Genomic DNA, 24,530 nt, shown 5'->3' with positions numbered 1-24,530 from the left:
CCTGAAACTGACACCATGCCTTATAAAGAAAAAGAAATCGAAAAACAGTACTACACCATTGGCGAGGTAGCTGCCATTTTTGACGTTGCCCCCTCCCTTATCCGTTTCTGGGAGACCGAGTTTGACCAGCTGAAGCCCAAAAAAAACAAGAAAGGCAACCGCCAGTACACGGCCAAGGACATTGAAGAACTGCGTTCGGTTTACCACCTGGTAAAAGAGCGTGGCTTCACGATACAGGGCGCCAAAGAGGTTTTGAAGAACAAATCGGTGCAGACGAAGGACAAAATTGAGATCATCAATTCGCTGGAAAAAGTGCGTTCTTTCCTGGTAGGTATAAAAGATCAGCTGAACACCAAAAGCTAAGCCTGCGTACCTTGGTGCATGTCACACGAAGCTCAGTTTGAAGTAGCCCTTTCATTTCTGCCCCACGTTGGCGATCAGCTGACGAAGTTGCTGGTGAGCTATTGCGGCTCTGCTAAAGCCGTGTTTGAGGCGCCTGTGCCTAAGCTGATGAAAGTGCCGGGTGTGGGCGAAAGAGTGGCGAAAAGCATTCGCGACAACGGTCGTCAGGCCTTGTTAGAAGCGGATGATGTGCTGAAGAAAGCTTCGGATAAAAGTGTGGAGCTTCTTTTCTATACCTCGTCCAGGTATCCAAACCGGCTCAAGCAGTTGCCTGACGCTCCGCCCCTTCTCTACTTCCGGGGCAACACGGACTTAAACCATCGCCGTATCGTCAGCATAGTAGGTACACGTAAACCAACCAGTTATGGACAATCCGTAACCGAACGGATCGTGGAGGAGCTTAAGCCCTACAATGTGATGATCGTCAGTGGACTGGCCTATGGAATCGACATTGCCGCGCACCGTGCCGCTTTGCAGGCCGGATTGCCGACCATTGGCGTGATGGCCTCCGGACCTGACACGATCTACCCGGGTGTGCACAAGAAGTACGCTGAGAAAATGCTCGAGCAAGGCGGTGTGATCACCGAAAACACCTTTGGCACGAAACCCGACGCGCCCCGCTTTCCGGCACGTAATCGCATTATCGCCGGTATGTCGGACTGCACGATTGTGGTGGAAGCGGCTTTTAAGAGCGGCACCCTGATCACCGCCGACATTGCCCACAGTTATGACAAGGAGGTGATGGCCGTGCCCGGCAATATCAACTCCCCTATGTCGGAGGGTACCAACTGGCTGATCAAATCTCACAAAGCCGCCGTGCTCACCTCCACACAGGACCTGATCGAGCTACTGAACTGGGATGTGGAGGACAAACTGGCCTCCAAACGTGCCACCGCTATACCTGCCCTCGACCCGGCTGAGTTCACACCCGAAGAAATGCAGGTGCTGCAGGTGCTGATTCAGTCCGGCGAAGAGCAAATGGACAACCTGGGCTGGAAAGCACAGGTGCCCGTTAGTCAGTTGGCCTCGATATTGTTAGCGCTGGAGTTTAAAGGGATGGTAAAGGCAATGCCAGGTAAACGCTTTGCTTTGATTCGGTGATTCCAGTTCACCATACTTTGTCATTCAGGAGGAATCTTGTTTACTAGCTCCGAAGCATTAGGCAGCTCGCCACTAAGATCTTTACAAGATGACAACAGGTATTGAATTTCTGTTTTCTAACTTCCAACCTCACTAATTTTCTAACTCAATTTGCTTCTCTACAACAACCACTTCCTGCCGCTACAAGATCTAAAGCTTTCTGTCACAAACCGGGCTTTTCAGTACAACGATGGCTTTTTTGAGACGATGATCGTGGTAAATGGAAAGTTTCGTTTTTGGGCAGATCATCAATCGCGCATGAATGAAGCGGCCGCTGCGCTGCACTTGGCTATACCTGCATACTTTTGGGAGGGAGAGCTCGAGGAGAAATTGTTGCAACTGGCTAAACAGCGCAACGCGATCAAGTACGGACGCATCAAACTGAAGGTATGGCGTGCTGGGGACGGTTTGTATACCCCGCAAACAAACGAAATAGAGTGGTTGGCGACCGTAGATATTGCGCAGCCTATACCTGAGGCGGGTGTTTCTGTCGGCATCTGTCTGGGCGTACGCACCTGTTTCTCCCCCCTCTCCCATTTCAAAGGCCCTCAAGCGCCGCTTTATGTGTTGGCAGGTATAGAGAAGCAAGCCACTGGGTTTGATGATATGCTGGTGCTGGATACACAGGGGCATGTATCTGAATTGATCTCTTCCAATATTTTCTGGGTGACAGAGGGGGCGCTGTGTACTCCTGCCCTGGAAACAGGATGTGTGAACGGAATTATGAGACGCGGCCTTACGCGCTGGTGTCTGCAGCAAGGTATAGCGGTACGGGAGGTTTTAGCTAAACCGGAAGAGTTAAATCAAGCTGATTGCGTGTTTGGGGCCAATGTCACAGGCATACGAGGTATAGAGAGACTGGTAGATCAACAGCTGCAAATCAATAATGCTTGGCTGCAGGGCATTAAAGCTGGTTTACAGGTATAGAAAAGGCTGCCCTTAGTAGAGAGCAGCCTTTTTATTTATCAAATACTCAGATTTAAACCCAGAGAGAATGTACGGGGCTGAGGATAATTTCCTCTATCAATCCCATTTGCAACTTCTTGATCCTGGCCGCTATACCTGGTTATAACAAAGGCGTTTTGTACCGTGGCATTGACTTTCATATCAAGTTTACTGCCCAATATTTTCCCGGCATTGTAGCCAAGTTGCAGATACTCCAGGCGGAGAAAAGAGGCATTCTCGAGGAAGTGGCTGGACTCTGAGTGGGAACTAATAAAGCCGTTTTCCAGATAGCTTCGGGTCGCATTCGATAAATACGCATATTGATCATTTGCATATAGCCAGCTGCGATTGGCATCCGCTTGATTGAACACCTGTTGTCCGACCGAGCCACGCACTAAGAATGACATTTCCCATTTCCGATAGCCGCCATTTGAACTGATACCAAAAAAAGTATTGGGCTGGTTGGTGCCCATGGGTTTTCTTTCAGCATAGCCATATTCATTTTTCTCATACCCACCTTGTAGTGGTTTTCCAGACGCATCATACAACTGATTGAATAGATTGAAAACCTGTGCCGGTTCATCAACAGCTAAACGGAGGCCATAATCATTATCAGAGAAAGTATACACTTGCAAATCCCCCATGCTGGTAACCCGGTTTCTGAGAAATGTAGCATTCATTCCTACCTTCAAATGCACACTTTCCCGCTGGACCAGCGTGTATTGTAGTGAAGTCTCCAACCCGGCAACCTGCAGGCCACCTGTGCTCTGGTATCTGATTGTTGTGCCACTTCCAGATGCTGTCCGAACGAACATGAGGAGATCGCTGGACCTGTTCTGAAAAAGACTTAGGTTGCCCATTAGCCTGTTTTGCAGCAGACCAAACTCGAGTCCCAGGCTCTTCTGAAGTGTTTTTTCAGTTACAATCCTGGGTTGAGGGCTAGTGAAGCCATATTCCAATACCCTGCCCTGCACTGGTGTCCAGATCACAGTTCTGAATCTGTTAGGCTCGTCCATCCTGCTGAATCTGCCAATGTCCGCCTTAAGTTTCAGGTGGGAAACGAAATCCGACTTAACCATAAGCGACTCTTTACCGATGTCCCAGCCTATTCCAATTGCCTTTGACTGATGCCTGAGCTCATCCGCATTGTAGTTCAAGTCTGACAGGCTTCGGAAAGAGGCCTTGAAGGTAAAGCGGTCCAGCAAGTTATAGCCGAGGCTGCCATAGTAGCTGAAGTTTTTCTCCTTGGACCAGAAGGTTCTGCCCCTCGAGTAAAAGGTTTCGTCTCGTTTGCCTTCTTTAGACCCAGATTCAATTTCCCGCCCTGTCTTCAGCGTGCCAACCGTCAGGTCGAATTTGCCGCGCAAGGACGGTATAGCCTGGTACATGGAAACAAAACCCTCTGAGTGCGTAATGCTGGAAGCCAAACGGTGCGTAATTAAATCAATAGGGATCCACTGGCCCGATGCCATCTCAAATGGCCAGCTACTGCTGTAGTCGCTATCAGATTTGAGATAAGCATACCTGTAATTGGCCGTGAGTGAGGGTAGGAAGTGGAGCTTGTACTGTACATGTGCCTGTCCGGAAAGTGTTCTGATGTTCTCCCGGTTTTCCTTCTGCTCCAACAGACTAACTGGGTTGATTTGGCTCACCAGCAAAGAGCCATCCGGCCTAGTATGAGCAAAATACCCTCCAAATTTATTATCAGCATGCACAGGCTGCGTAGGGTCAAAAGCCATGGCAGCTGGTATAGCCCGTTCATCGGCCAGTTGCAATTCCTGCCGGGTATTATGCAGGGACAGTTTAAAAGTCAGGTGTTTCTGAAACAGACTGGGTTGGAGGTTGACGGACAGTGTGTTGCGCTTATACCCGGAGGTTTCCAAAATCCCGTTTTGCTTCAGCTGTCCGACAGACACCCGATATGGTACTGGCCCCATTGCGCCACTCACACTTAGCTTGTTGGTCAATCCAAAGCCCGTACGATAGATCTCATCTTGCCAGTCTGTGTCGTGTTCACCTAACAGCCTTTGCTGGTTAGGATATCGCTCGCGTATCAGACTTCTGAATTCTTCTGCAGAAAATATATCAGCTTTTTTCCGCAGACTTGAAACTGCGCCTGTCGCATTGTATTGCAGCTGTATTTTATCACCCGCGTTTCCTGTTTTCGTCGTGATCACCAAAACTCCATTTGCGGCGGCACCACCATAAAGGGCTGTTGCGGAGGCATCCTTCAGCAGCGAAACAGAGGCAATATCATCAGCATTGAGCCAACTCAGGTTACTGGCATGAAGGGAATGACTGAAAATATCGAGCAGAACGCCATCAATTACTACCAATGGACTGTTGTTACCAAATAAAGAAGTACCAGATCGATGCACCATCTCTGCTCCTGTACCGGGCGCACCTCCGGCTGGCACCACCCGCAGACCTGCAAACCTGCCGATGATCGCATGTTCCACAGAGGTGACAACTCCTTTGTTGAGATCGGATGCGCTTAATTCGTAGGGCTTGTATGCGACCTGTACTGTAACGGAGGCAAACCTGGTAGAGTCGGCAGATGGCTGATTCTGACCTAAGCTAGCAGCAGAGGTTATGGTGAGTAAGCCAAAAGCGACAGAGCTATACCTTAAAAACTTAATTGTTTGGGGTAAAATTTGTTTCAAATTGCAAGTATGGTTGATGGAAGTAGAAGCTAAATATAGTAGATTCCTTATTGTTGTGCAGCAAATAGGTTTGCCCTTCGTAGACAAATGAATGCCGCAATGATAATTTCCCGTAAAGAACCCGAAATGACAAACAAAATTATAAACATCGGCCTTTTGGGCTTCGGCGCAGCCGGGCGGGTCTTTCACGCACCGATCGTATCTTCCGTGGAGGGCTTGAGACTCAACAAAATAAAGGCAAATCGACCCGAGAGCATTGCTTTTGCCCGACAGCTATACCCTGAGGCAGCAGTTGTGTCTGATACCGCCAGCATTTTGGAGGACAATCAGATCGACCTGGTCATTGTGGCCACCACCAACGACACGCATTATACCTTGGCCAAAGCAGCCCTACTTGCCGGCAAGCATGTGATCGTTGAAAAGCCATTTACAGTCACCTCTGTTGAGGCTGGCGAACTGATAGAACTAGCCCGTTCAAAAGGAAAGCTGCTGACTGTCTACCAGAACCGCCGCTGGGACAGTGATTTTAAAACGGTGAAGAAGCTGCTTGAGAATGAAATGCTCGGCCGCTTAGTAGAGTACGAAGTGCATTTTGACCGCTTCCGCCCCATACCTGCTGCGGAAACCTGGAAAGAGGAAGAGTTGCCGGGTTCAGGGATACTCTATGATCTGGGCGCGCATCTGATCGACCAGGCACTCGTTCTATTTGGGACGCCGCAGCAAGTTTACGCCGACCTGCGCACCCAGCGTAGCGGCGGCCGAATCATCGACAACTTTGACCTCACCCTCTTTTATGCTAATGGACTGAAGGCGATATTGAAAGCAGGTATGCTCGTGAAGCAGCCAGGTCCCCGCTTTAACCTTTGTGGCGACAAAGGTTCTTTCGTTAAATATGGCCTGGATGTGCAGGAAGCGGCACTCAAGGCAGGTCTCTCCCCCGTAGGGCCAGACTGGGGCGTTGAGCCGGAAGCGATCTGGGGCAAATTGGATACAGAAATCAACGGACAGCACCTCATCGGCAAAATTAAAAGCGAACGGGGCGACTACCGCGGTTTTTATGAAAATGTGCGGGACGCCGTCTTAGGTATAGCGGAGCTGGAGGTAAAACCGGAACAGGCCCGAATCACGATCCGGGTGATAGAACTGGCCATGCAAAGCAGCAAAGAAAAGAAGGTAGTAACTTATCATTGAGTTTTTCTTTTGGTCTCCCCTCTTTTAATTGCGTTAAACTTTCAAACGTTTCTATTGTATATTTGTAGCTACAAACATTATTTGCTTACAACATGGAATCATTAAAAGGAAAAAGCGCCCTAATCACGGGTGCTGGAAAAGGAATAGGCAAAGCCATTGCGATCGCGCTGGCCAAAGAGGGTGTAAACGTAGGATTGCTGGCCCGCACCAAATCACAGTTAGAAGAGGTTGCTACCGAACTTAAAGCACTTGGGGTAAAAGCGGCGATTGCGCCGGCTGATGTGACGGATATAAACTCAGTGAACGAAGCGGTGAAGAAAATTGGTGCTGAGCTCGGCCCGATTGATATCCTGATCAATAACGCAGGAATAGGTAAGTTTGGCAAGTTCCTGGAGCTGGAGCCGGCCGAGTGGGAAAACATCATCCGGGTGAACCTGATGGGCGTGTACTATGTAACCCGCGCGGTGTTGCCGGAAATGATCGAGCGTCAGACAGGCGATATCGTCAACATCTCCTCCACAGCGGGACAAAGAGGCGCTGCGGTTACCAGTGCTTACAGTGCTTCCAAATTTGCGCTTATTGGCCTGTCAGAGTCGCTGATGCAGGAAGTGCGCAAGCACAATATCCGTGTGAGCACACTTACACCAAGCACCGTGGCCACCGACATGGCCATCAATCTGAAGCTGACCGATGGCAATCCGGAGCGCGTGATGCAACCGGAGGACTTTGCCGAGTTGATCGTGGCGCAGCTCAAACTAAACCGCCGCGTCTTCATCAAGGAAGCCGGTATCTGGTCAACCAATCCCTAACGAAAAATGCCCGAAGTTAAGCTTCGGGCATTTTGTTTTAAGGCGCCATACCTGAAAAACTTATACCGCAACAGGCGCTTTTATACCCGGGTGCGAAACGTAATTTTCCAGCTTAAAGTCTTCGTATGTATAGTCGAATATATCCTTTACATCTGGGTTCAGACGCATGGTGGGCAGTGCATGGGGTTCACGTGTTAGCTGCAACTGTGCCTGCTCCAGGTGGTTGAGGTATAGGTGCGTGTCGCCACCGGTCCAGATAAACTCACCCGGCTCCAGGCCCGTCACCTGCGCCATCATCAGCACTAGCAAGGCATATGAGGCGATATTAAACGGCACACCCAGGAACACATCGGCTGAGCGTTGGTATAGCTGGCAGCTTAGTTTACCCTCGGCCACATAAAACTGGTAGAAAGCGTGGCAAGGCGGCAACTTCATGTTTTCGATCTCGGCCACGTTCCAGGCGCTCACAATGATACGGCGCGAATCAGGGTTGCGCTTTAATTGGTTCACCACCTGGCTGATCTGGTCAATGTGGCGACCGTCTGGCGTAGGCCAGCTGCGCCATTGCGAACCATAGACCGGGCCCAGGTTCCCGTTCTCATCCGCCCACTCATCCCAAATGGTGACCCCATTTTCTTTGAGGTAGGAAATATTGGTGTCTCCTTTCAGGAACCAAAGCAATTCGTGGATGATGGATTTCAGGTGCACCTTCTTGGTCGTCACCAGCGGAAAGCCTTTGGACAGGTCGAAACGCATCTGGTGTCCGAATACGCTCAGGGTACCGGTGCCGGTACGGTCTTCTTTTCTCACCCCCTTGTCAAGGATGTGCTGCATCAGGTCCAGGTACTGTTTCATAAGGTATATTGCTTTTCTAGTCTCTTCGGACCCTAAATATAGCGTAAAAATCATCCGGCTAAAAACCTGCTGGCAGTTTTATAAAAACATTTCACGAATCTCTCATTCCTTCCAATTTTATAACATATTCCTTTTAATACTTCACTAAATTGTTCCAGATTTCAACCCGATCGGACTGAAACACGAATACAAAAAAGGACCTGTGTCTAATTAAAATCGAATGGAAATCCCTCTACTTTCTGACGTTGTTATCATACTGGGATTGGCCGTTGTCGTGATTTTGCTCTTTCAGCGTTTCAGACTACCTACCATTCTGGGTTTCCTAATGACAGGTATGATCGCCGGTCCGCATGGGCTCAACGTGAGCGCAGACGTACACGACATTGAGATACTGGCCGAGATTGGTGTCATCCTTCTCCTATTCATTATCGGGATGGAGTTTTCGCTGCGTAACCTTGCGCTGATCAAACGAACGATACTTTTAGGAGGTGCTACCCAGGTACTGGTCACGATCCTGCTCGTAGGCCTGGTCCTGATGATGTTTAATTTCTCGGCAGCGGAGGGTTTCTTCGTCGGGTTCCTGTTTGCGTTGAGTAGTACAGCCATTGTACTTAAGCTCTTGCAGGACAAAGGCGAGATCAACAGTCCGCACGGGAAGGTGGTGCTGGGCATTCTGATCTTCCAGGATATTATCGTTGTGCCCATGATGTTGGTAGCCCCGCTGATGGCAGTCGGCTCAGAAAATATCGTGGTGGAGTTGCTGCTAATGGTGCTAAAAGGGGCTTTTGTGATTGTGTTTGTTTTGATCAGCGCCCGCTATCTAGTACCTAGACTCTTGTTTGTAGTGGCTCAAACCAAGAGCAAAGAGCTTTTCATTCTCAGCATCGTCGTGATCTGTTTTGCAGTAGCCTGGATGACGCAGAGCCTTGGTTTGTCTCTTGCTTTGGGTGCTTTTCTGGCCGGTCTTATAATTTCAGAGTCGGAGTACAGCCACCAGGCTACCAGCAACATCCTTCCCTTCCGGGAAATTTTCACCAGTTTCTTTTTTGTGTCGATCGGTATGCTGCTCGACTTCGGTTTTATGCTGCAGCACTTGCCTCTGATTCTGCTGCTGACATTCTGTACTTTCATCTTGAAAGGGTTGATAGCCGCCATGGCAGCCCGAATTTTGCAGTACCCATTGCGTACCTCCATTCTGGTGGGGCTTTCGCTCTTTCAGGTTGGTGAGTTTGCGTTCATTCTCTCAAAGACAGGAAGCAAGAATGGGCTGCTTTCGCTGGAGGTTTACCAGTATTTCCTCTCCGTTTCGTTGCTCACGATGGCCATCACCCCTTTTGTGATTAACTCATTTCACACCATTGCCAATAAACTGAGCGCCCGTTGGGTGCCTGCAAACAACCAGCTGCCCAATGCGCCTGCCATCCCTGAATTTGCAGACGAGATGCATCATCTGGAGGACCATATCGTGATCATCGGCTATGGTATAAACGGTCGGAATGTGGCCAAAGCGGCCCGACACGCCAGCATACCCTATGTGATTGTGGAACTCAATGCCGTCACTGTAAAAGTAGAGCGCCTTCATGGAGAGCCTATCCTTTATGGCGATGCAGTGCATGGCGTTATTTTGTCACACGTCAACATACACAAGGCACGGGTTGCGGTGATCGCCATATCAGACCCTGAAGCGACCAGGCGAATTGTCTCCAGTATTAGAGAAGTCAGCACTAAAGTACACATTATCGTCAGGACCCGCTTTGTGCAGGAAATGGAAGAGAACTACCGGCTGGGAGCCGATGAGGTTGTACCTGAGGAGTTTGAAACTTCGATCGAGATTTTCACGCGCGTGCTTTCCAAGTACCTGATGCCACGCGACGAAATCGATAATTTTACTAACAGTATCCGGGCCGACAACTATGAAATGCTCCGCAGCATGGGAGGCAGCAAAACCAATGGCGGCAATTTTTCGCAGGAGCTGCCTGATATTGAGGTGGCCAGCCTGCGGATCTTTACCAAAGACGACACGCTGATCGGTAAAACGCTGATAGAAACCGATGTGCGGAATCGCTTCGGCATTACAGTGGTAGGTATAAAGCGAGATGGCGATACATTGTTAGAGATCAATGCTCAGACCAGACTAAAACGGGGAGACGTCATCTATGTGGTTGGAAAGCCTGCCGACGTGATGCGCTTTCATAATGTTGTAAGGGCAGATTAGGTATAAGAAACCCCGCGTTCATGGCGGGGTTTTCTGTTTAAGGCTGAACGCTGGCCGGCATACGGTTTACGATCCGCTGCACCTGGCTTTTCACGGTGCCATAGCCTGCACCAAAGTCTTTGATCGCCCCTTCGGTCCAGCCGCGCCAGAGCAGCTGCTTGGTTTTCGGATCGATGACGTCTAAAATCAGCGTCCCCTGCTTGAAAAGGTCCACGGCACGGTAACCAGGTAGCTCTGCGTTGCTATACTTATACCTGTAGCCACTCATATAGGCGTAGCTATACCCGAAACCAGGACCATACAGTTCCGGTTTATCCATGGCGTCCGGCACCGACACGCTCACATCATAGGCTACCAGCATATCCGGGTTCACGGTGGTTTTGGTGTAGCCCTTGCGCTCCAGTTCTTCCTCTATCGCTTTCAGCAAGTGCTTGTGCAGGCTGGCGTCAAAGTCGGTTCCGTAAGCAGGCTGCGTAGCCGGTGTGGGCTGGTACCAGGCATAGGTCGTTTTTTTAGCCAGAACGCCTTCTGATGAGCTGATCGTGTTGGTGTGGTCGATGCCGGAAGTGGCTACGCATGAGCTGAGAAGAATTGCGCACAGAAAGAGGTATAGCGCCGAAGACAGTTGATTTTTAAAGCTTTTCATAGTTGGTGTGGGTGTGTGGCCGGTGGAGGTAAAGGGCTTCTCCCCTCCCCTCCTTACGCGTGCTTATTTTTAAGGGTGACATTTATCATCGCTTGCTGTCAAATTTATATATTCTTTTGCAAATAAATAAATAGGCCGTCCCGATTTTGGAGGCATTTCAAACCGAGTGTCTGGCAAGCCGTAAGTTAAGCGATACGCCCAAAGCTTACACTCAAAAACAAAGAAACCATGAATCAAGCCCAATTGAAGTACACTTCAGCCGAAGAAGCCCTTTCTGCTATCAAATCAGGAGATCGTGTGTTTGTGCATGGCAGTGCCGCCACACCACAGTATCTAATGCATAAACTGGCTGAGCGTGCTGATGAGCTTCGAAATGTGGAGCTGGTGAGTATCTCCACTTTTGGCGACATGCCCTGCGCCGATGAACGCTGCAGCGACGCTTTTTATATCAATTCTCTTTTCGTATCTGCTAACGTGCGGGAGGCGGTTAACAGCGGCCGCGGCGACTATGTGCCCATTTTCCTGAGCGAAATTCCGAACCTGTTTCGCTCCGGCATCATGCCGCTGGATGTAGCCATTGTGCACGTGTCGCCACCCGACCGACACGGTTTCTGCTCGCTGGGAGTTTCTGTGGATATTGCCCGCCAGGCGGTTATTAGTGCCAAGCACGTCATCGCGCAGGTAAACCCCCAGATGCCCCGCACCCACGGCGATGCCCTGATCAATATCCGTCGTTTTAATGCGCTGGTAGAGGTGAACGAGCCGCTTCCGGAAGTGGACTATGGTCCGCGCATCACCCAGACGGAGGAAACCATAGGCCGCTACATTGCCGAAATGGTAGAAGACGGCGCCACCCTGCAAATGGGCATTGGCGGTATACCGGACGCCACGCTCCGAAGCCTGACCAACCACAAAGGCCTGGGCATCCATACCGAGATGTTCTCTAACGGGGTGCTGCCGCTGGTAGAGCAAGGTGTTATTACCAACGAGTTCAAGAAGAAGCACAGGGGCCGTATTGCGACGGGCTTTATCGTGGGCAACCGCGAGCTTTATGACTTTGTGGATGACAACCCACTGATTACGATGCTCAGCTCCGACTATGTGAATGATGTGACGGTCATCCGCTCCAACCCGAAAGTGACCGCCATCAACAGCGCCATTGAGATTGACCTCACCGGCCAGGTAGTGTCTGATTCCATCGGTACGTACCAGTTTTCAGGTATAGGCGGCCAGATGGACTTTATCCGCGGGGCGGCCCTCTCCGATGGTGGGAAGCCGATCATTGCGCTGCCGTCGGTGACGAACAAAGGCATATCGCGTATCACGCCCTACATCAACCAGGGAGCAGGTGTGGTGACAACGCGCGCGCACGTGCATTATGTGGTGACGGAATATGGTGTGGCTTACCTGTACGGGAAAAACCTGCGGCAGCGTGCAAAGGCCTTGATCGAGATCGCGCACCCGGACCACCGTGCCCGCCTGGAGGAAGAGGCCTTCAAGCGATTCAAAAACTTATAGCTACGATACTAAACCTTAGTTAGAGGTTTGCGTGTATGGGAAGGTTACTATACTTGCCTTATGGATATTTCAATTTCACCTTCCCGTATACCTACCCCCCGTCCGGAATGGGTCGTGCGATTCGCTCGCGTTGGTCTGATCGCTAAAGGAGTCGTGTACTGCCTGGTTGGAGCGCTCGCCTTTATGGCGGCCTTCGAATTGGGTGGTCAGACAACAGAAGAGGCCGGCAAGACCGGTGTTTTTCAGTTCATCCTGGAGCAACCCTATGGCAAAGTACTGCTGGCCATAGTGGCGGCAGGTATGCTGTGCTATACCTTGTGGCGCTTTATCCAGGCCTTCCGTGATACAGAAGAGAAAGGCTCTGACGCAAAAGGTATAGGAAAGCGCATCGGCTACGCATTTAGCGGTGCTGTTTATGGTGTGCTTGCTTTTACAGCCGCCCAGTTGCTATTGGGCAACGGTGGCGGAGGCAATGGTGATTCACGTCAATCGCTGGCCCGTGAGTTGCTGTCACAGCCTTTTGGGCAGTGGCTGCTGGGAGCTGTGGCAGTTGGCACGATGATCATGGGGATTTACCAGTTTTACCGCGCCTATTCCGGTAAGTACATGAGCAAAGTGCAGGCGCAGCAGCTGAAACCAGAGCTAAGAACTTCGCTCGTACGCGCCGGACTGGTGGGCTACATTGCCCGCGGCGTAGTCTGGCTGATCATTGGCTATTTGCTCTTACGTGCCGCCCTGACTTCCAATTCCCGTGAGGCGGGCAGTAGTTCGGAGGCCTTCCAATTCTTAGAGGAGGCATCTTATGGCTCCTACCTGCTGGGAATACTAGCCCTGGGGTTGATTTGCTACGGCGTATTTATGTTTGTGCGGGCTAAGTGTGAGGTGATCAGCGCGAAGGTATAGCCAACCCTTTTTCGTTTTTTCGGTATCGGACCTTTAACATGTAATTTCCTACTGACGTTACAGCTTAGACCCGGCATTCAGCACTAAAATATTCCTGTGCGAGCCAGTAATTTATATCTGGCTATACCTGTCAGAACCGACCCATTTCGTCGTAATCATCAACCCGGTTACAGAGTGCCCTGCGGTGCAAGATTTGATGCTGAGTAGCTGTGTAAATTATTCGATACTCACCGCTTGATTAGAGACATTGCTGCATTAGGTCGGGTAGGCACCATTGCGTCATGCAAAGTACTGAACCATGGCGAATTATAACATTCTTTTGAAATGTTAATTTATCAGTACGGTTAAACCAAAATTGACCAGGAATCTGTTATCAGGATATAACATTTCAGTTATATTTGACTTCAAATTGCATTTACCCGACCACCTGATGACAAACGGTTCTTTTAAAATATTTATCCTGGATGATGATATCTGGTATAGCGAACTGCTTGAGTACCACCTCTCGCTGAACCCGGACTATGAGATCCGTAAGTTTCATTCAGCCAACGATTGCCTTGCCAACATGCACCTGCGCCCCAATGTGGTGACGCTTGACTATTCATTGCCAGACAAAAACGGATCGGAGGTACTCAAACGCATCAAAGAGCAGAGCCCGGATGTGCAAGTGGTAGTGATTTCAGGTCAGGAAGATGTGGCCACGGCTGTGGACCTGCTCAAACTGGGCGCTTACGACTATATCGTAAAGGACGAAGACACCCCGGAACGCCTCTGGAACACCATCAATAAGATACGGGAGAACGTGTCGTTGCGGGAAGAGATCGACCACCTGAAAGAAGAGATCGGACAGAAGTACGATTTCGGTAAAGTGATCATTGGCAACAGCGATGCCATCAGAAAGGTGTTCAACCTGATGGATAAAGCTACCAAAACCAATATCACGGTATCAGTACACGGTGAGACGGGTACGGGTAAGGAACTGGTTGCCAAGGCGATACATTATAACAGTACACGTAAAAAGGCGCCTTATGTGGCTGTAAACGTGGCGGCTATACCTCGAGAACTGATTGAGAGCGAACTGTTTGGGCACGAGAAGGGCGCTTTTACGGGGGCCGTATCACGCCGACTGGGTAAGTTTGAAGAAGCGAACAAGGGCACCATTTTTCTGGACGAGATCGGCGAACTGGAAATTAGCTTGCAATCCAAACTGCTGCGTGTACTCCAGGAAAAGGAGATTACACGGGTTGGCGGCAACTCGGTGGTGCCGGTTGACGTGCGCATTATTGTGGCCACGCACAAAAACCTGGCGGAGGAAGTGAAGAAAGGCCGGTTCAGGGAGGACTTGTATTACCGCCTGTTGGGCTTGCCTATCCAATTGCCACCTTTGCGCGAAAGGGGCAGCGACATTCTGGTACTGGCCAAGTTTTTCATTGATGCCTTCGCCAAGGAAAACGGGCTTGGCCGCAAACAATTGTCACCGGAGGCGCAGCAGAAACTCCTCTCTTATGCTTTCCCGGGTAACGTACGCGAATTAAAAGCCCTGGTAGAATTGGCCGTCGTGCTGGCGGATGAGGATATGATACAGGAACAGGACATCAATTTTTCGGCCAGTCACACCGAGAAGGATTTTCTGGCCGAAGAACGCAGCCTTAAAGAGTATACCACGGCCATCATTCAGCGGTTCCTGGACAGGTATGATTACAACGTGCTGCTAGTAGCTGACAAACTAGACATCGGCAAATCCACGATCTACCGGATGATCCAGAGCCACGAACTTACGGTTAAATAGGTATAGGATGGTGCTATTAAGTGTCTCACACAGATTTGTGCAGGTATAAGGCGAGCTAGTTTATAGGTAGTGTAACTGTAAAAGTAGATAATTCGTCTACCCGGCTTTCGACTTTTAGCTGACTGTCCAGCAGCCTGACCTGCCGGTTCACGAAGCAGCGACCGAGCCCGTTTCCTTCCGCACTTTGGCCGCAAGGCTTCGCTGTATCTGAATCAATTCCCTATCAATGCCAAACAGGTTCATCCCGAAGCCTTTGTCATATACAGAATTGGTGATGAGTTCTTCATGCGCTAGCGGATGATGTCATCAGGTATATCACGCCTCCCCGACGTCACCATTGTGTACTTTACCGGGCCCCGACTTCAAACTGAATCTTAAAACTGGTGCCCTTATCTGGTTCTGATGTCACACTGATCTTTCCCTTGAGTATGTCGAGGTAGGTTTTGACCAGAAATAGTCCGATGCCCCTGCCTTGGTAGCCTACATGAAATCTCTTGTATATTTTGAACAGGTCTTCCCCCACACGTTGCATGTCCATGCCTATGCCATTATCGCTTACCTTGATCGTTATGGTTCTTTTTCCCTTACTGGCGACAATGTTAAGCACTAGTGGCTTGTCCTTCTGTTTGAACTTAACGGCATTTGAGATCAGGTTTTTGAATATTTCCAGCAGGTATGCTTTGTTGGAACACAGCACGATTTCTGGGGCTACCGCAATATGGAGACGACATTCCTGGCGGTTGAGTTTGTAGTCCATCACGGCGATGGCTTCTTCCACCACCTTTGCCAGGTATACCTCCTCGCGTTGCAGGTCCTCATGCTGTTCGCGCACGGAGAGGACATGGTTCATGTCGCGAATAACCGTGTCGAGGTTGTGCGCTGATAGTTTGATCTTCTGTACGAGTTGATCATACATCGCATCCTTTTTATCGACCCGGGTCATCAGGCTCGAGAGGCCCATGATGTTGGCAGCCGGCGCCCGCAGGTTGTGCGAAACCATATAGCTGAAGTGCTGCAGGTCGTGGTTTTGGCGGAATAGTTCGCGGGTCGCTTCTACCAGTTCTTGTTCCCTGGCCTTTCGCTGTGTAATGTCGGTCCGGATCGAGATGAACTTAACGAGTTCTCCGTTCTCTGCATGGACGGGGGTGATCTCCAGGTAAAACCAGATCTCTCGGCCATCCTTCGTGTAATTGAGTACCTCACCCCTGAACGGCTTGCCGGCGGCGACGCGTTTCCGGATCCTGTTCATTGTCTTCGGGTCGGTCTCCTTCCCTGTCAGCAACTCCGTCGGATTCCGGAGTGCCACCTCGCACAAGGTATAGCCTGTCACGTTTTCAAAGGCTTCGTTCACCCATTCAATCTGCCCCAGCTTGTTTTGTATCAGGATACAGGTGTTTGTCTTGCTGGCAACCAGGGACAGTTTTTCAAGCTGGTCCTGCTCCTTTTTCTTTTCCGTGATGTCTACAAAATGGACAGAGATATCTTCGCCGGTCGGGTATATCTGCAAATGGATGGTGGTGTCGTTTTGGTAAAGGGACTTTGCTTCCGCGGTGGCCGGTATACCTGTCTGTGCCACCTGCAGGCAGGTTTTGTAAAAATCGGTGTTCACCGCTCCCGGAAACATGTGCCAGATATTCTTGCCAAGCAACTCTTTTTTAGAAACGCCCAGGTACCGGCAGTAAAAGTTGTTGACATAGGTATAGCGCCACTCCCGGTCGAGCGAGTAAAAAGACTGGGGTAAACGCTCCATGATCTGGTGCAGTTGCCTGGCTTGCGCATCCGCATAGCGTTCTAAATTTTTCTGCAGCGTGATGTCGCGGGCTATACCTTGAATCTTCACAATGTCGTTTCCTAACACCACCGGTACAATGGCTATGGTCAGGTATACCGCCTCCCCGTCGGGTTTTACAAAAGACAGCTCCACCTGGTGGGGGCTTCCCTCCAGCGCTCTTATAAAAGTATTCATGGCGATCGGGAGGTCTTTTTCCAGCACCAACTCACGGAAATGGGCTCCTTTAATCTCTTCCGGAGCATAGCCTGTCAGCTTTGGGAAGTTTTTATTGAAGAGTGTGAAAAAGCCACCGCGGTCCAGTTCGAATACCGCATCCGGGTGATTGTGGAACAGCGACTCGTAGTGTGCCTGGCAACGCACCTGATGCCCCTCCACTTCTACCCGCTCTGTTATGTCAATGGAATTGGTGATATACCCTCTCACCTCCGGGTTATCTGCCATGTTGGTAATGCGGCACTGCAGCCAGCGCCAGCTTCCGTTCTGGTGCCTGAAGCGAAAATTAGGCAGGTGGGTTGTTCTTCTGAAGAGTGCGCTCCCAATAGCCGCCTCAATCAAAGTCCTGTCTTCCGGGTGTACGTACTCAAACGCCGATCGTGAGACCAACTCATCGGGGTGGTAGCCCAGCTGGTTCCGAATAGAGCCGCCGACAAACTGGTAGTTGCCAGAGGCATCGATCACAGAAAACAACTCTGCGCTGTTATCCATGATCGAACTGATAAATCTTTCCTTCAGGCGGGCGAATTTCATAGGCGGGTGGGTTGTAGAGGTAGACCAGACATTGCTGCATATAAAGTATACTCAAATTTTCAATATATGAAATAAACAATATTGTAATTAAGTATGATTTATTCAATATTCAGGACGTGCTTTGATAAGCGGTTCATTCCATAAACACGTCTGTAATCTTTTGACCCGAAATAGGACGGGCTAATACCCACTTGGAGCGGCTGTCTCTGATGGAGACAGGTATAGCATTCTTCCAGTTTTAGCACGCCGTAACACAGGGAGTATTTTGTAGAAAAATGCTATCATCCCCTCAGCTTGCACACTTAAAGAGGCTTTCATTATGATCTTTAGACTGTCACGGTCATGTCTACAATCAGGCAGCGTTTGGGGAATAAATTAATAGGCAGTCCTTTAAATTATCTTCCCACATTGATTGTTACCTTACAGAAAAGCGATAATTTGCAAGGAAATCCGCTTTCCTTTTTATCCGGATTTAATTGATTGCATGATGGAAACTCCATACGAGCTGCAGGCACTGCAACGGGAGCTCGAAAAAGAAAGAAAAGCACGGCAGGAAGCCGAAGTAAAGGCCGATTCATTTGCCTGTGAGCTACAGCTACTCCGTACAAATCAGTCTGATACAACGGCGGAGCTGGTGCTAAACGTCATGCACATGGTGCCGAGCATCATCTACATCTATGACCTGGACCAAAACAAAAGCATCTACCTTAACAACTGCATAAAGACTATCCTTGGGTTTTCGCAGCAGGAGTTGGATGCAATGGATGGGCACTTCTTCATGTCCGTTGTGGATGACGAGGACAAGCCGCTTTTGCTGCAGCATTCCTCTGGTATGCTCAGTGCCCTGGATGGCGAAGTACGCGAAATTACGTACAGTGTGCGGGCCAGTGATGGCTCCAGCAGAGTCCTATTCTGCCGAGAGTCCGTTTACAGGCGTAATGCCGATGGCAAAGTAAGTCAGATTATCGGGTCAGCCGAAGACATCACCAGGCTGCATCAGAAAAACCAGGAGCTTGCCGAGCAGAAGGAGTTCTACGAAGCCATCCTGAATAATCTTCCCTCCGACGTGGCCGTTTACGACAGCAGGCTGCGATACATTTTCGTGAACCCGATTGCCGTGTCGGCCCCCCACCTGCGGGAGTGGATCATCAACAAAACAAATGAGGAGTACTGCGCTTACCGCAATGTGCCGCTGCACCGCATCGAAAGCCGAGGCAAGCACCTGCTGAGGGCTTTGCATGAGCGCCGCCAGGTGGCGTTTGAGGAAAGGCTGGTCGACAAGCAGGGCAACGAAAATTACCATATCCGCAAACTGAATCCGGTGCTGGACGAGCAGGGTGAAGTAAGGCTGATCATCGGGCATGGACTCAACATCACCGATCTGCATCGCGCTCAGGAGGAGATACGGAACAGCGAAGCCAAAATCAGGGCTATTCTGGATGCCATACCTGACCTTATGTTTATTATAGACAAACAAGGGGTATACCTGGAGATGCACAACGAGCACCTGCAGGGCAATTTGGAAATTCCTGCCGATGTAGTCGGCAAAACGCTCTCCGATCTATTGCCTGCTCCTCTTAGCGAGCAAACATTCGAACTGCTGCAAGAGGTGCTGGCAACCGGGCAACTGCATTCTATAAACTATGAACTGTACGATCGCTACTTCGAAGGACGTATCGTGAAGTACAATGATGAAAAGGTGCTCACCATAGTGCGCGACGTAACCGAAGAGCGCAAGGCTGCCCTTGAAGTAAAAGAGAAAAATGACTTTATCAGACTGGTGCTCAATACGAGTCCTTCGTTGATTTACGTGAAGGATGGTGAGGGCAACTTCAAATTGGCTAATCAGGAGTTCGCAGCTTTGTTCGGCCTTACCCCAGAAGATGTGATAGAGCAGAATAACCGTGATCTGCATGATGTAGAGCAGGAACTGCATCACTTCAACCGGATTGATCAGATAGTAATTGAGACAGGTCAGGAACTGCGTTTGCAGGAAAAGTTTACCCTGCTCGACGGCCGGGTGGAGTGGTTCAACACCATTAAAAAGCCACTGATCACAAAAGGTGGGGAAGTGCACGTGCTTGGCATTTCTGACAACGTGACGGAGCAATACAACGCCAATAAAAGACTGGAGGAAAGCGAGGAACTGCACAGGCTGCTGTCAGAGAACTCACGCGACCTGGTTTGTCTCTACGATGCGGAGGTCCGCTACACGTATGTGTCGAATGCCGTGGAAGAAATGCTCGGCTACAAACCGGAGGAGCTGATCGGTGCCTTCGCCGCTGATTTCATACACCCGGATGATGTCACTAAGATAGAGATCATGGGCCAGCAGGTAGCTCTGAAGCAGCGAAACAATACAACCGTGCAGCACCGCCAAAAACACCGCGACGGCTATTACATCTGGGTGGAGACCAGCATCAAGCCGATCATAGACAGTTCCGGCAACGTAGTTAAGTTCCAGTCCTCCTCGCGTGATATCAGCGAGCGTCGCCTGGCGGATGAAGCGCTCAGGAAGAGTGAAAAAAAATACCGTGACCTGATCCAGTACAGCCAGGCCTACATGTGTACGCACGATCTGCAGGGTGTTATCCTGTCCGTTAACCCCTACCTGGTCGAAATGCTGGGCTATAGAGAAGAGGAGATTCTGGGCAAGTCAATGAAGCAGTTTTTTCCGCTGCTGCACCGTCAGAATTTCCCGGATTACTTGAAGCAATTTGAGAACCAGACGGTGGTCAAAGGTATACTGAGCGTGTTGCGCAAGGACAAGGAAGAGCGCTTCCTCAGTTATCAGAATTACAAGGTAAGGGAGGATGGGCAGGAGCCTTATGTGATCGGTTTTGCGCAGGATGTGACTGACCGCATCCAAACCGAGCATGAGCTCAAAAATGCGAAAGAGGCGGCAGAAGAATCGGCCCGTGTGAAAGAAAATTTCCTGGCCAACATGAGCCACGAGATCAGGACCCCGCTCAACGGTATACTTGGCATGAGTGGCCTGCTGCACAAAACCCAATTGGACGAAACGCAACTCAATTACCTCAAGATCATTAACCAGTCGGCTGACAACCTGCTGGTGGTCATCAACGATATTCTGGACGTGGCTAAGATCGAAGCCGGCAAACTGGAGCTCGAATCCATTCCATTCAGGATTGAAGAGACGGTGCAGACGGCCTATCAGACACTGAAGTACAAGGCAGAAGAAAAAGAAATTGCCCTACGGCTTGGCGAACTGGACCTTCCGCATACCTTGCTGCAAGGCGATCCGTTCCGCCTGAACCAAATCCTGCTTAACCTGTTGAACAACGCCATCAAGTTCACAGAGGAAGGAAGCGTTACCCTGCATGCCAGAACACTGGAAGAAACGCCTGCTACCCTCACCATGGAGATTTCGGTAGTTGATACAGGTATAGGCGTGCCGGCTGATAAAAAAGAACTGATTTTCGAAGGCTTTACGCAGGCTTACTCCAGCATTACGCGCAAGTATGGAGGCACCGGACTCGGACTCAGCATCTGCAAAAACCTGGTCGAGCGGCAGGGCGGCGATATCTGGGTAGAAGACAATCCGGAGGGTGGTAGTATTTTCCGCTTTATGATCACCTACCCCAAAAGCGAAGAGGGGCAACTGGAGGAAAAGGAAGCCGTCGCCATCGACTTTAGCAGCCTGGGTGCCGTGAAGGTGCTGCTGGCGGAGGACAATGAAGTAAACGTCTTCCTGGCGCAGGCGATCATGGAGGAATGGGGCTTTCGGCTGGACGTGGCCTACAATGGCCTTGAAGCTGTCGATATGGTGAAGCATTCCGACTACGATATCGTGTTGATGGACATCCAGATGCCGGAACTGAGCGGTATTGATGCGACGATGCAGATCCGGTCTCTGAGCGACCAGGTAAAGGCTGCTGTCCCGATCATCGCCCTGACCGCCAATGCCCTGAAGGGGGATGCTGAAAAATACCTGAGCGCAGGTATGAGTGATTACCTCTCGAAGCCTTTTGAAGCGGAGGTACTATATACTAAAATCTCCAACCTGTTGCCTAAAAAGCAAAACGAAGGTGGGAAAGGAAACAGGAATACGGCCCATTACGCCAAAGAGGAGAAAGAAAATGCTGTCCCGCTTTATAGCATGGAGGTCATTCAGAAGATGTCGCATAACAATGTGGCCTTTATGAACCGTGCACGCCAGCTTTTTGCTGATACCATACCTGTTACCGTGCGGGAAATGCAGAAGGCCATGGAGCTGGAAGACTGGAAGATGGTGAGCGCACTGGCGCATAAGGTAAAGTCCACCATCGACACCATGAAGATTGAGTCCCTGAAAGAAGTGGTGCGCTTTGTGGAGTTGAATGCCAAACAGGAGACCAACCTGGCTGAGGTACGCAATGGCGTACATAAACTAGGGCAAGTGTTGCTGCAGGTTGTGGAAGATATTTGTGCCGAAATGAGCTTGTAATTAACTTCTACTTATAAATTGAAAGCCTGTCCTGCCAGCATGATGATGTTGCAGGGCAGGCTTTTTTGTAAAGTTTTGGCCAAAAAACCGTAAGCCCTACTAACAGCTATGCGTATGCACCCTATGTCCCCTACCCTTTCCTCCGTTTCTATACCTGATCTGGAAGAGATCATCGCGTTGCGCCACCATTTGCACCGGCATCCCGAACTCTCCGGGCTGGAGTATGAAACAAGTCATACCCTTCAAAATTTTTTGCAGCGTTATCAGCCTGATGAAATAGTATCAGCGTTAGGCGGCACCGGCTTCGCGGCTATCTTCCATGGAAAAGAATCTAGTGCCGGGCCAACCGTACTGTTCCGTGCAGAGTTGGATGCCCTCCCAATTGTTGAGCAAAACGAGCTGCCCTATACCTCCCTGCAAAAAGGTGTCAGTCATAAGTGTGGGCACGACGGACACATGGCTACTTTAGCCGGGCTCGCCAGCATGCTGCACCATCACCCGTTGGCGAAAGGCCGTGTGGTATTGCTGTTTCAGCCCGCAGAGGAAACCGGCGCCGGCGCCTGGGCGGTACTCCATACACCGGCCTTCCAGAAAATAGCGATTGAGCATGTCTTTGCGCTGCATAACATGCCGGGCTTACTGATGGGTCAGGTACTGGTGCGCCCTGAGATATTTGCCGCGGCTTCAGTGGGGCTTCAAGTAAAGCTATATGGAAAAGAGTCGCATGCGGCAGAGCCTGAAAATGGGGTGAACCCAGGCGAAGGTATGAGCGAACTGATACAGGCCTTTAATGCGTTGGTACGGGATCAGCAACGCTTTCAGGACCTGACCTTGCTCACGGTCGTGCATGCCCGTTTAGGGGAAGTTGCTTTTGGAACCAATCCGGGATTTGCGATGGTGATGGCCACACTCCGGGCTTTTGAGCAGGAAGATCTGAACCAGTTGAAATCGCTTGCCCTTGAAGCTGTTAAGCTGGTTTCGCTCAAGTACGGATTAAGGTATGATTTTGAATGGTTGGAAGAGTTTCCTGCTACACGCAACAGTGCAGAAGCGGTGGAGTGCATAGAGCAGGCGGCGCAGTATCTGCGTATGGATATAAAGCAGGCCGCACAGCCGGTACGCTGGTCAGAAGATTTCGGACATTTAACCAACAGGTATAGCGGCGCTCTGTTTGGACTAGGATCCGGTACAAACCAACCCCAGTTACACCATGCCGATTATGACTTTCCTGACGAACTTATACCTGTGGGTGCCGCCTTGTTCTATCGCATCGCGGAATCCATTCTAAATCCTTAGCCATTTCATGTTTTACAGTTCCTCTATCGAAATAAGCCGTTCAGCCTTAGTACATAACATTCGCTTTATTAAAGCGCAGCTCAGACCGGGTACCCGTTTTTCTTCAGTGATCAAAGGGAACGCTTATGGGCATGGCATAGAGGAGTTCGGGCAGCTGGCCTATACCTGTGGGGTGGATCATTTCTCGGTTTTCAGTGCCGATGAAGCCTACCGCCTGCACCAGGTGCTGCCACAGAAGGTCACCATCATGGTCATGGGCTACATTGATGAACAGGAACTGAAATGGGCCATTACTAACGATATTGAGTTCTATGTTTTCTCGATCGATCGGTTGGAGCAAGCGGCAAATGCTGCGCGCTCTTTACAAAAGCCCGCCCGGATCCATCTTGATCTGGAGACAGGTATGAACCGCATCGGTCTCGACACCAAAGAAATAGAACGAGCTGCTGACATGATCCTGAAGCAACCTGATGCATTTGAGGTAGTGGGTGTTTCCACGCATTATGCAGGTGCCGAGAGCAGCGAAAACCATGATCGGGTAACGGAGCAATTAGAGCAGTACCACCAAGCCGTACGCTTTCTCCGGCAAAAGGGACTCAAGATCAAGACGCTGCACACGGCCTGCTCGGCAGCCGTTATGGCGTATCCTGAAACACACCTGGATATGGTACGGGTGGGAATCATGCAGTACGGCTTCTGGCCAAGCCCGGAGATTTACCAGCGCTATACGGGCGCAAGCACCGATCGCGCAGATCCTTTGAAGCGGCTGATCAACTGGAAAAGCCACGTGATGAGCCTGAAGCTTGTAAAGGCAGGTGAATTTATAGGGTATGGCAAAAGCTTTCAGGCTGGCTGCGACATGCTGGTCGCTGCTATACCTGTAGGTTACGCCTGGGGGTATAGCCGTAGCCTGAGCAACCAGGGCCAGGTGCTGATCAGGTCGCACAAAGCACCGGTGGTGGGCATCGTCAATATGAATGTGCTGATGGTAGACGTGACAGGTATACCGGGTGTGGCACTCAAAGACGAGGTGGTGCTGCTTGGCAAACAGGGCAATGAGCATATCACCGTAGCCTCCTTCGCCGAACTGAGCACGCAACTAAACTATGAACTGCTGACGAGACTCCCGATGAACATTCCCCGCACTATCGTCGACTAAAGGCCACTCCCCA

16 protein-coding genes are annotated in these 24,530 nt (G+C 50.3%); 12 read left to right on the top strand and 4 right to left on the bottom strand.

Translation table 11 applies throughout. From position 1 onward, the window contains the following. Positions 1–15 precede the first annotated feature (15 nt). From Q4E40_RS14950 to Q4E40_RS14940, 3 genes are all read left to right on the top strand, one after another. On the top strand, positions 16–363 hold the full coding sequence (locus Q4E40_RS14950) for a MerR family transcriptional regulator (protein WP_303413289.1): 348 nt from the start codon (positions 16–18) through the stop codon (positions 361–363). A gap of 18 nt (positions 364–381) precedes the next feature. After that, a complete protein-coding gene (gene dprA, locus Q4E40_RS14945) occupies positions 382–1,503 on the top strand; it encodes a DNA-processing protein DprA (protein ID WP_303413288.1) in 1,122 nt (373 codons plus the stop codon). Positions 1,504–1,653: 150 nt separating this feature from the next. After that, positions 1,654–2,469 carry an aminotransferase class IV gene (locus tag Q4E40_RS14940; RefSeq protein ID WP_303413287.1) on the top strand — a complete coding sequence of 272 codons (816 nt, stop codon included), beginning with the start codon at positions 1,654–1,656 and terminating at the stop codon, positions 2,467–2,469. A 38-nt stretch (positions 2,470–2,507) separates the two neighbouring features. Here the strand turns inward: Q4E40_RS14940 and Q4E40_RS14935 are convergent, their stop codons facing one another. Then, a complete protein-coding gene (locus Q4E40_RS14935; RefSeq protein ID WP_303413286.1) occupies positions 2,508–5,150 on the bottom strand; it encodes a SusC/RagA family TonB-linked outer membrane protein in 2,643 nt (880 codons plus the stop codon). Between the two features lie 126 nt (positions 5,151–5,276). On the opposite strand from Q4E40_RS14935, the gene Q4E40_RS14930 reads away from it, so the two are divergent. Further along, a complete protein-coding gene (locus Q4E40_RS14930) occupies positions 5,277–6,341 on the top strand; it encodes a Gfo/Idh/MocA family oxidoreductase (RefSeq protein ID WP_303413284.1) in 1,065 nt (354 codons plus the stop codon). A 92-nt stretch (positions 6,342–6,433) separates the two neighbouring features. Continuing rightward, positions 6,434–7,150 carry a 3-ketoacyl-ACP reductase gene (locus tag Q4E40_RS14925; RefSeq protein ID WP_303413282.1) on the top strand — a complete coding sequence of 239 codons (717 nt, stop codon included), beginning with the start codon at positions 6,434–6,436 and terminating at the stop codon, positions 7,148–7,150. Between the two features lie 60 nt (positions 7,151–7,210). Here the strand turns inward: Q4E40_RS14925 and Q4E40_RS14920 are convergent, their stop codons facing one another. Further along, on the bottom strand, positions 7,211–8,005 hold the full coding sequence (locus Q4E40_RS14920; RefSeq protein WP_303413281.1) for a thymidylate synthase: 795 nt from the start codon (positions 8,003–8,005) through the stop codon (positions 7,211–7,213). A 220-nt stretch (positions 8,006–8,225) separates the two neighbouring features. On the opposite strand from Q4E40_RS14920, the gene Q4E40_RS14915 reads away from it, so the two are divergent. Beyond that, complete coding sequence (locus Q4E40_RS14915; RefSeq protein ID WP_303413280.1) at positions 8,226–10,220, top strand: monovalent cation:proton antiporter family protein; 1,995 nt, start codon at positions 8,226–8,228, stop codon at positions 10,218–10,220. A 37-nt stretch (positions 10,221–10,257) separates the two neighbouring features. Here the strand turns inward: Q4E40_RS14915 and Q4E40_RS14910 are convergent, their stop codons facing one another. Continuing rightward, positions 10,258–10,866 (bottom strand): DUF4136 domain-containing protein, encoded by a 609-nt coding sequence (locus Q4E40_RS14910; RefSeq protein WP_303413277.1) that lies wholly within the window; start codon positions 10,864–10,866, stop codon positions 10,258–10,260. Between the two features lie 228 nt (positions 10,867–11,094). Between Q4E40_RS14910 and Q4E40_RS14905 the strand changes: the two genes are divergently transcribed. The 3 genes from Q4E40_RS14905 to Q4E40_RS14895 all read left to right on the top strand — a co-directional run bounded on the left by Q4E40_RS14905 (position 11,095) and on the right by Q4E40_RS14895 (position 15,076). Beyond that, positions 11,095–12,384 (top strand): acetyl-CoA hydrolase/transferase family protein, encoded by a 1,290-nt coding sequence (locus Q4E40_RS14905; protein ID WP_303413276.1) that lies wholly within the window; start codon positions 11,095–11,097, stop codon positions 12,382–12,384. Between the two features lie 60 nt (positions 12,385–12,444). Next, positions 12,445–13,287 (top strand): DUF1206 domain-containing protein, encoded by an 843-nt coding sequence (locus tag Q4E40_RS14900; protein ID WP_303413274.1) that lies wholly within the window; start codon positions 12,445–12,447, stop codon positions 13,285–13,287. Between the two features lie 430 nt (positions 13,288–13,717). Next, positions 13,718–15,076 (top strand): sigma-54-dependent transcriptional regulator, encoded by a 1,359-nt coding sequence (locus Q4E40_RS14895; protein ID WP_303413272.1) that lies wholly within the window; start codon positions 13,718–13,720, stop codon positions 15,074–15,076. 346 nt (positions 15,077–15,422) lie between these two features. Here the strand turns inward: Q4E40_RS14895 and Q4E40_RS14890 are convergent, their stop codons facing one another. Continuing rightward, positions 15,423–17,615, bottom strand: coding sequence for a PAS domain-containing sensor histidine kinase (locus Q4E40_RS14890; RefSeq protein ID WP_303413271.1), 2,193 nt, complete (start codon positions 17,613–17,615; stop codon positions 15,423–15,425). Between the two features lie 484 nt (positions 17,616–18,099). On the opposite strand from Q4E40_RS14890, the gene Q4E40_RS14885 reads away from it, so the two are divergent. From Q4E40_RS14885 to alr, 3 genes are all read left to right on the top strand, one after another. Next, positions 18,100–22,062, top strand: coding sequence for a PAS domain S-box protein (locus Q4E40_RS14885; RefSeq protein ID WP_303413270.1), 3,963 nt, complete (start codon positions 18,100–18,102; stop codon positions 22,060–22,062). Positions 22,063–22,176: 114 nt separating this feature from the next. Then, a complete protein-coding gene (locus Q4E40_RS14880; protein WP_303413269.1) occupies positions 22,177–23,358 on the top strand; it encodes an amidohydrolase in 1,182 nt (393 codons plus the stop codon). Positions 23,359–23,365: 7 nt separating this feature from the next. Further along, positions 23,366–24,517: an alanine racemase gene (alr, locus tag Q4E40_RS14875; protein WP_303413268.1), complete on the top strand. Its 1,152-nt coding sequence runs from the start codon at positions 23,366–23,368 to the stop codon at positions 24,515–24,517. Positions 24,518–24,530: the final 13 nt, after the last annotated feature.

Origin of the sequence: Pontibacter coccineus, assembly GCF_030546575.1 — a bacterium.
Classification (GTDB): domain Bacteria; phylum Bacteroidota; class Bacteroidia; order Cytophagales; family Hymenobacteraceae; genus Pontibacter; species Pontibacter coccineus.
Note: the sequence above shows the minus strand (reverse complement) of the source record. Positions and strands in the feature narration are given on the sequence as shown.

Coding starts and splice junctions, on each gene's coding strand:
- Q4E40_RS14890 (WP_303413271.1), bottom strand. CDS start 17,615: ATGAAATTCGCCCGCCTGAAGGAAAGATTTATCAGTTCGATCATGGAT.
- Q4E40_RS14930 (WP_303413284.1), top strand. CDS start 5,277: ATGACAAACAAAATTATAAACATCGGCCTTTTGGGCTTCGGCGCAGCC.
- dprA (WP_303413288.1), top strand. CDS start 382: ATGTCACACGAAGCTCAGTTTGAAGTAGCCCTTTCATTTCTGCCCCAC.
- Q4E40_RS14895 (WP_303413272.1), top strand. CDS start 13,718: ATGACAAACGGTTCTTTTAAAATATTTATCCTGGATGATGATATCTGG.
- Q4E40_RS14910 (WP_303413277.1), bottom strand. CDS start 10,866: ATGAAAAGCTTTAAAAATCAACTGTCTTCGGCGCTATACCTCTTTCTG.
- Q4E40_RS14900 (WP_303413274.1), top strand. CDS start 12,445: ATGGATATTTCAATTTCACCTTCCCGTATACCTACCCCCCGTCCGGAA.
- alr (WP_303413268.1), top strand. CDS start 23,366: ATGTTTTACAGTTCCTCTATCGAAATAAGCCGTTCAGCCTTAGTACAT.
- Q4E40_RS14880 (WP_303413269.1), top strand. CDS start 22,177: ATGCACCCTATGTCCCCTACCCTTTCCTCCGTTTCTATACCTGATCTG.
- Q4E40_RS14915 (WP_303413280.1), top strand. CDS start 8,226: ATGGAAATCCCTCTACTTTCTGACGTTGTTATCATACTGGGATTGGCC.
- Q4E40_RS14905 (WP_303413276.1), top strand. CDS start 11,095: ATGAATCAAGCCCAATTGAAGTACACTTCAGCCGAAGAAGCCCTTTCT.
- Q4E40_RS14950 (WP_303413289.1), top strand. CDS start 16: ATGCCTTATAAAGAAAAAGAAATCGAAAAACAGTACTACACCATTGGC.
- Q4E40_RS14920 (WP_303413281.1), bottom strand. CDS start 8,005: ATGAAACAGTACCTGGACCTGATGCAGCACATCCTTGACAAGGGGGTG.
- Q4E40_RS14925 (WP_303413282.1), top strand. CDS start 6,434: ATGGAATCATTAAAAGGAAAAAGCGCCCTAATCACGGGTGCTGGAAAA.
- Q4E40_RS14885 (WP_303413270.1), top strand. CDS start 18,100: ATGATGGAAACTCCATACGAGCTGCAGGCACTGCAACGGGAGCTCGAA.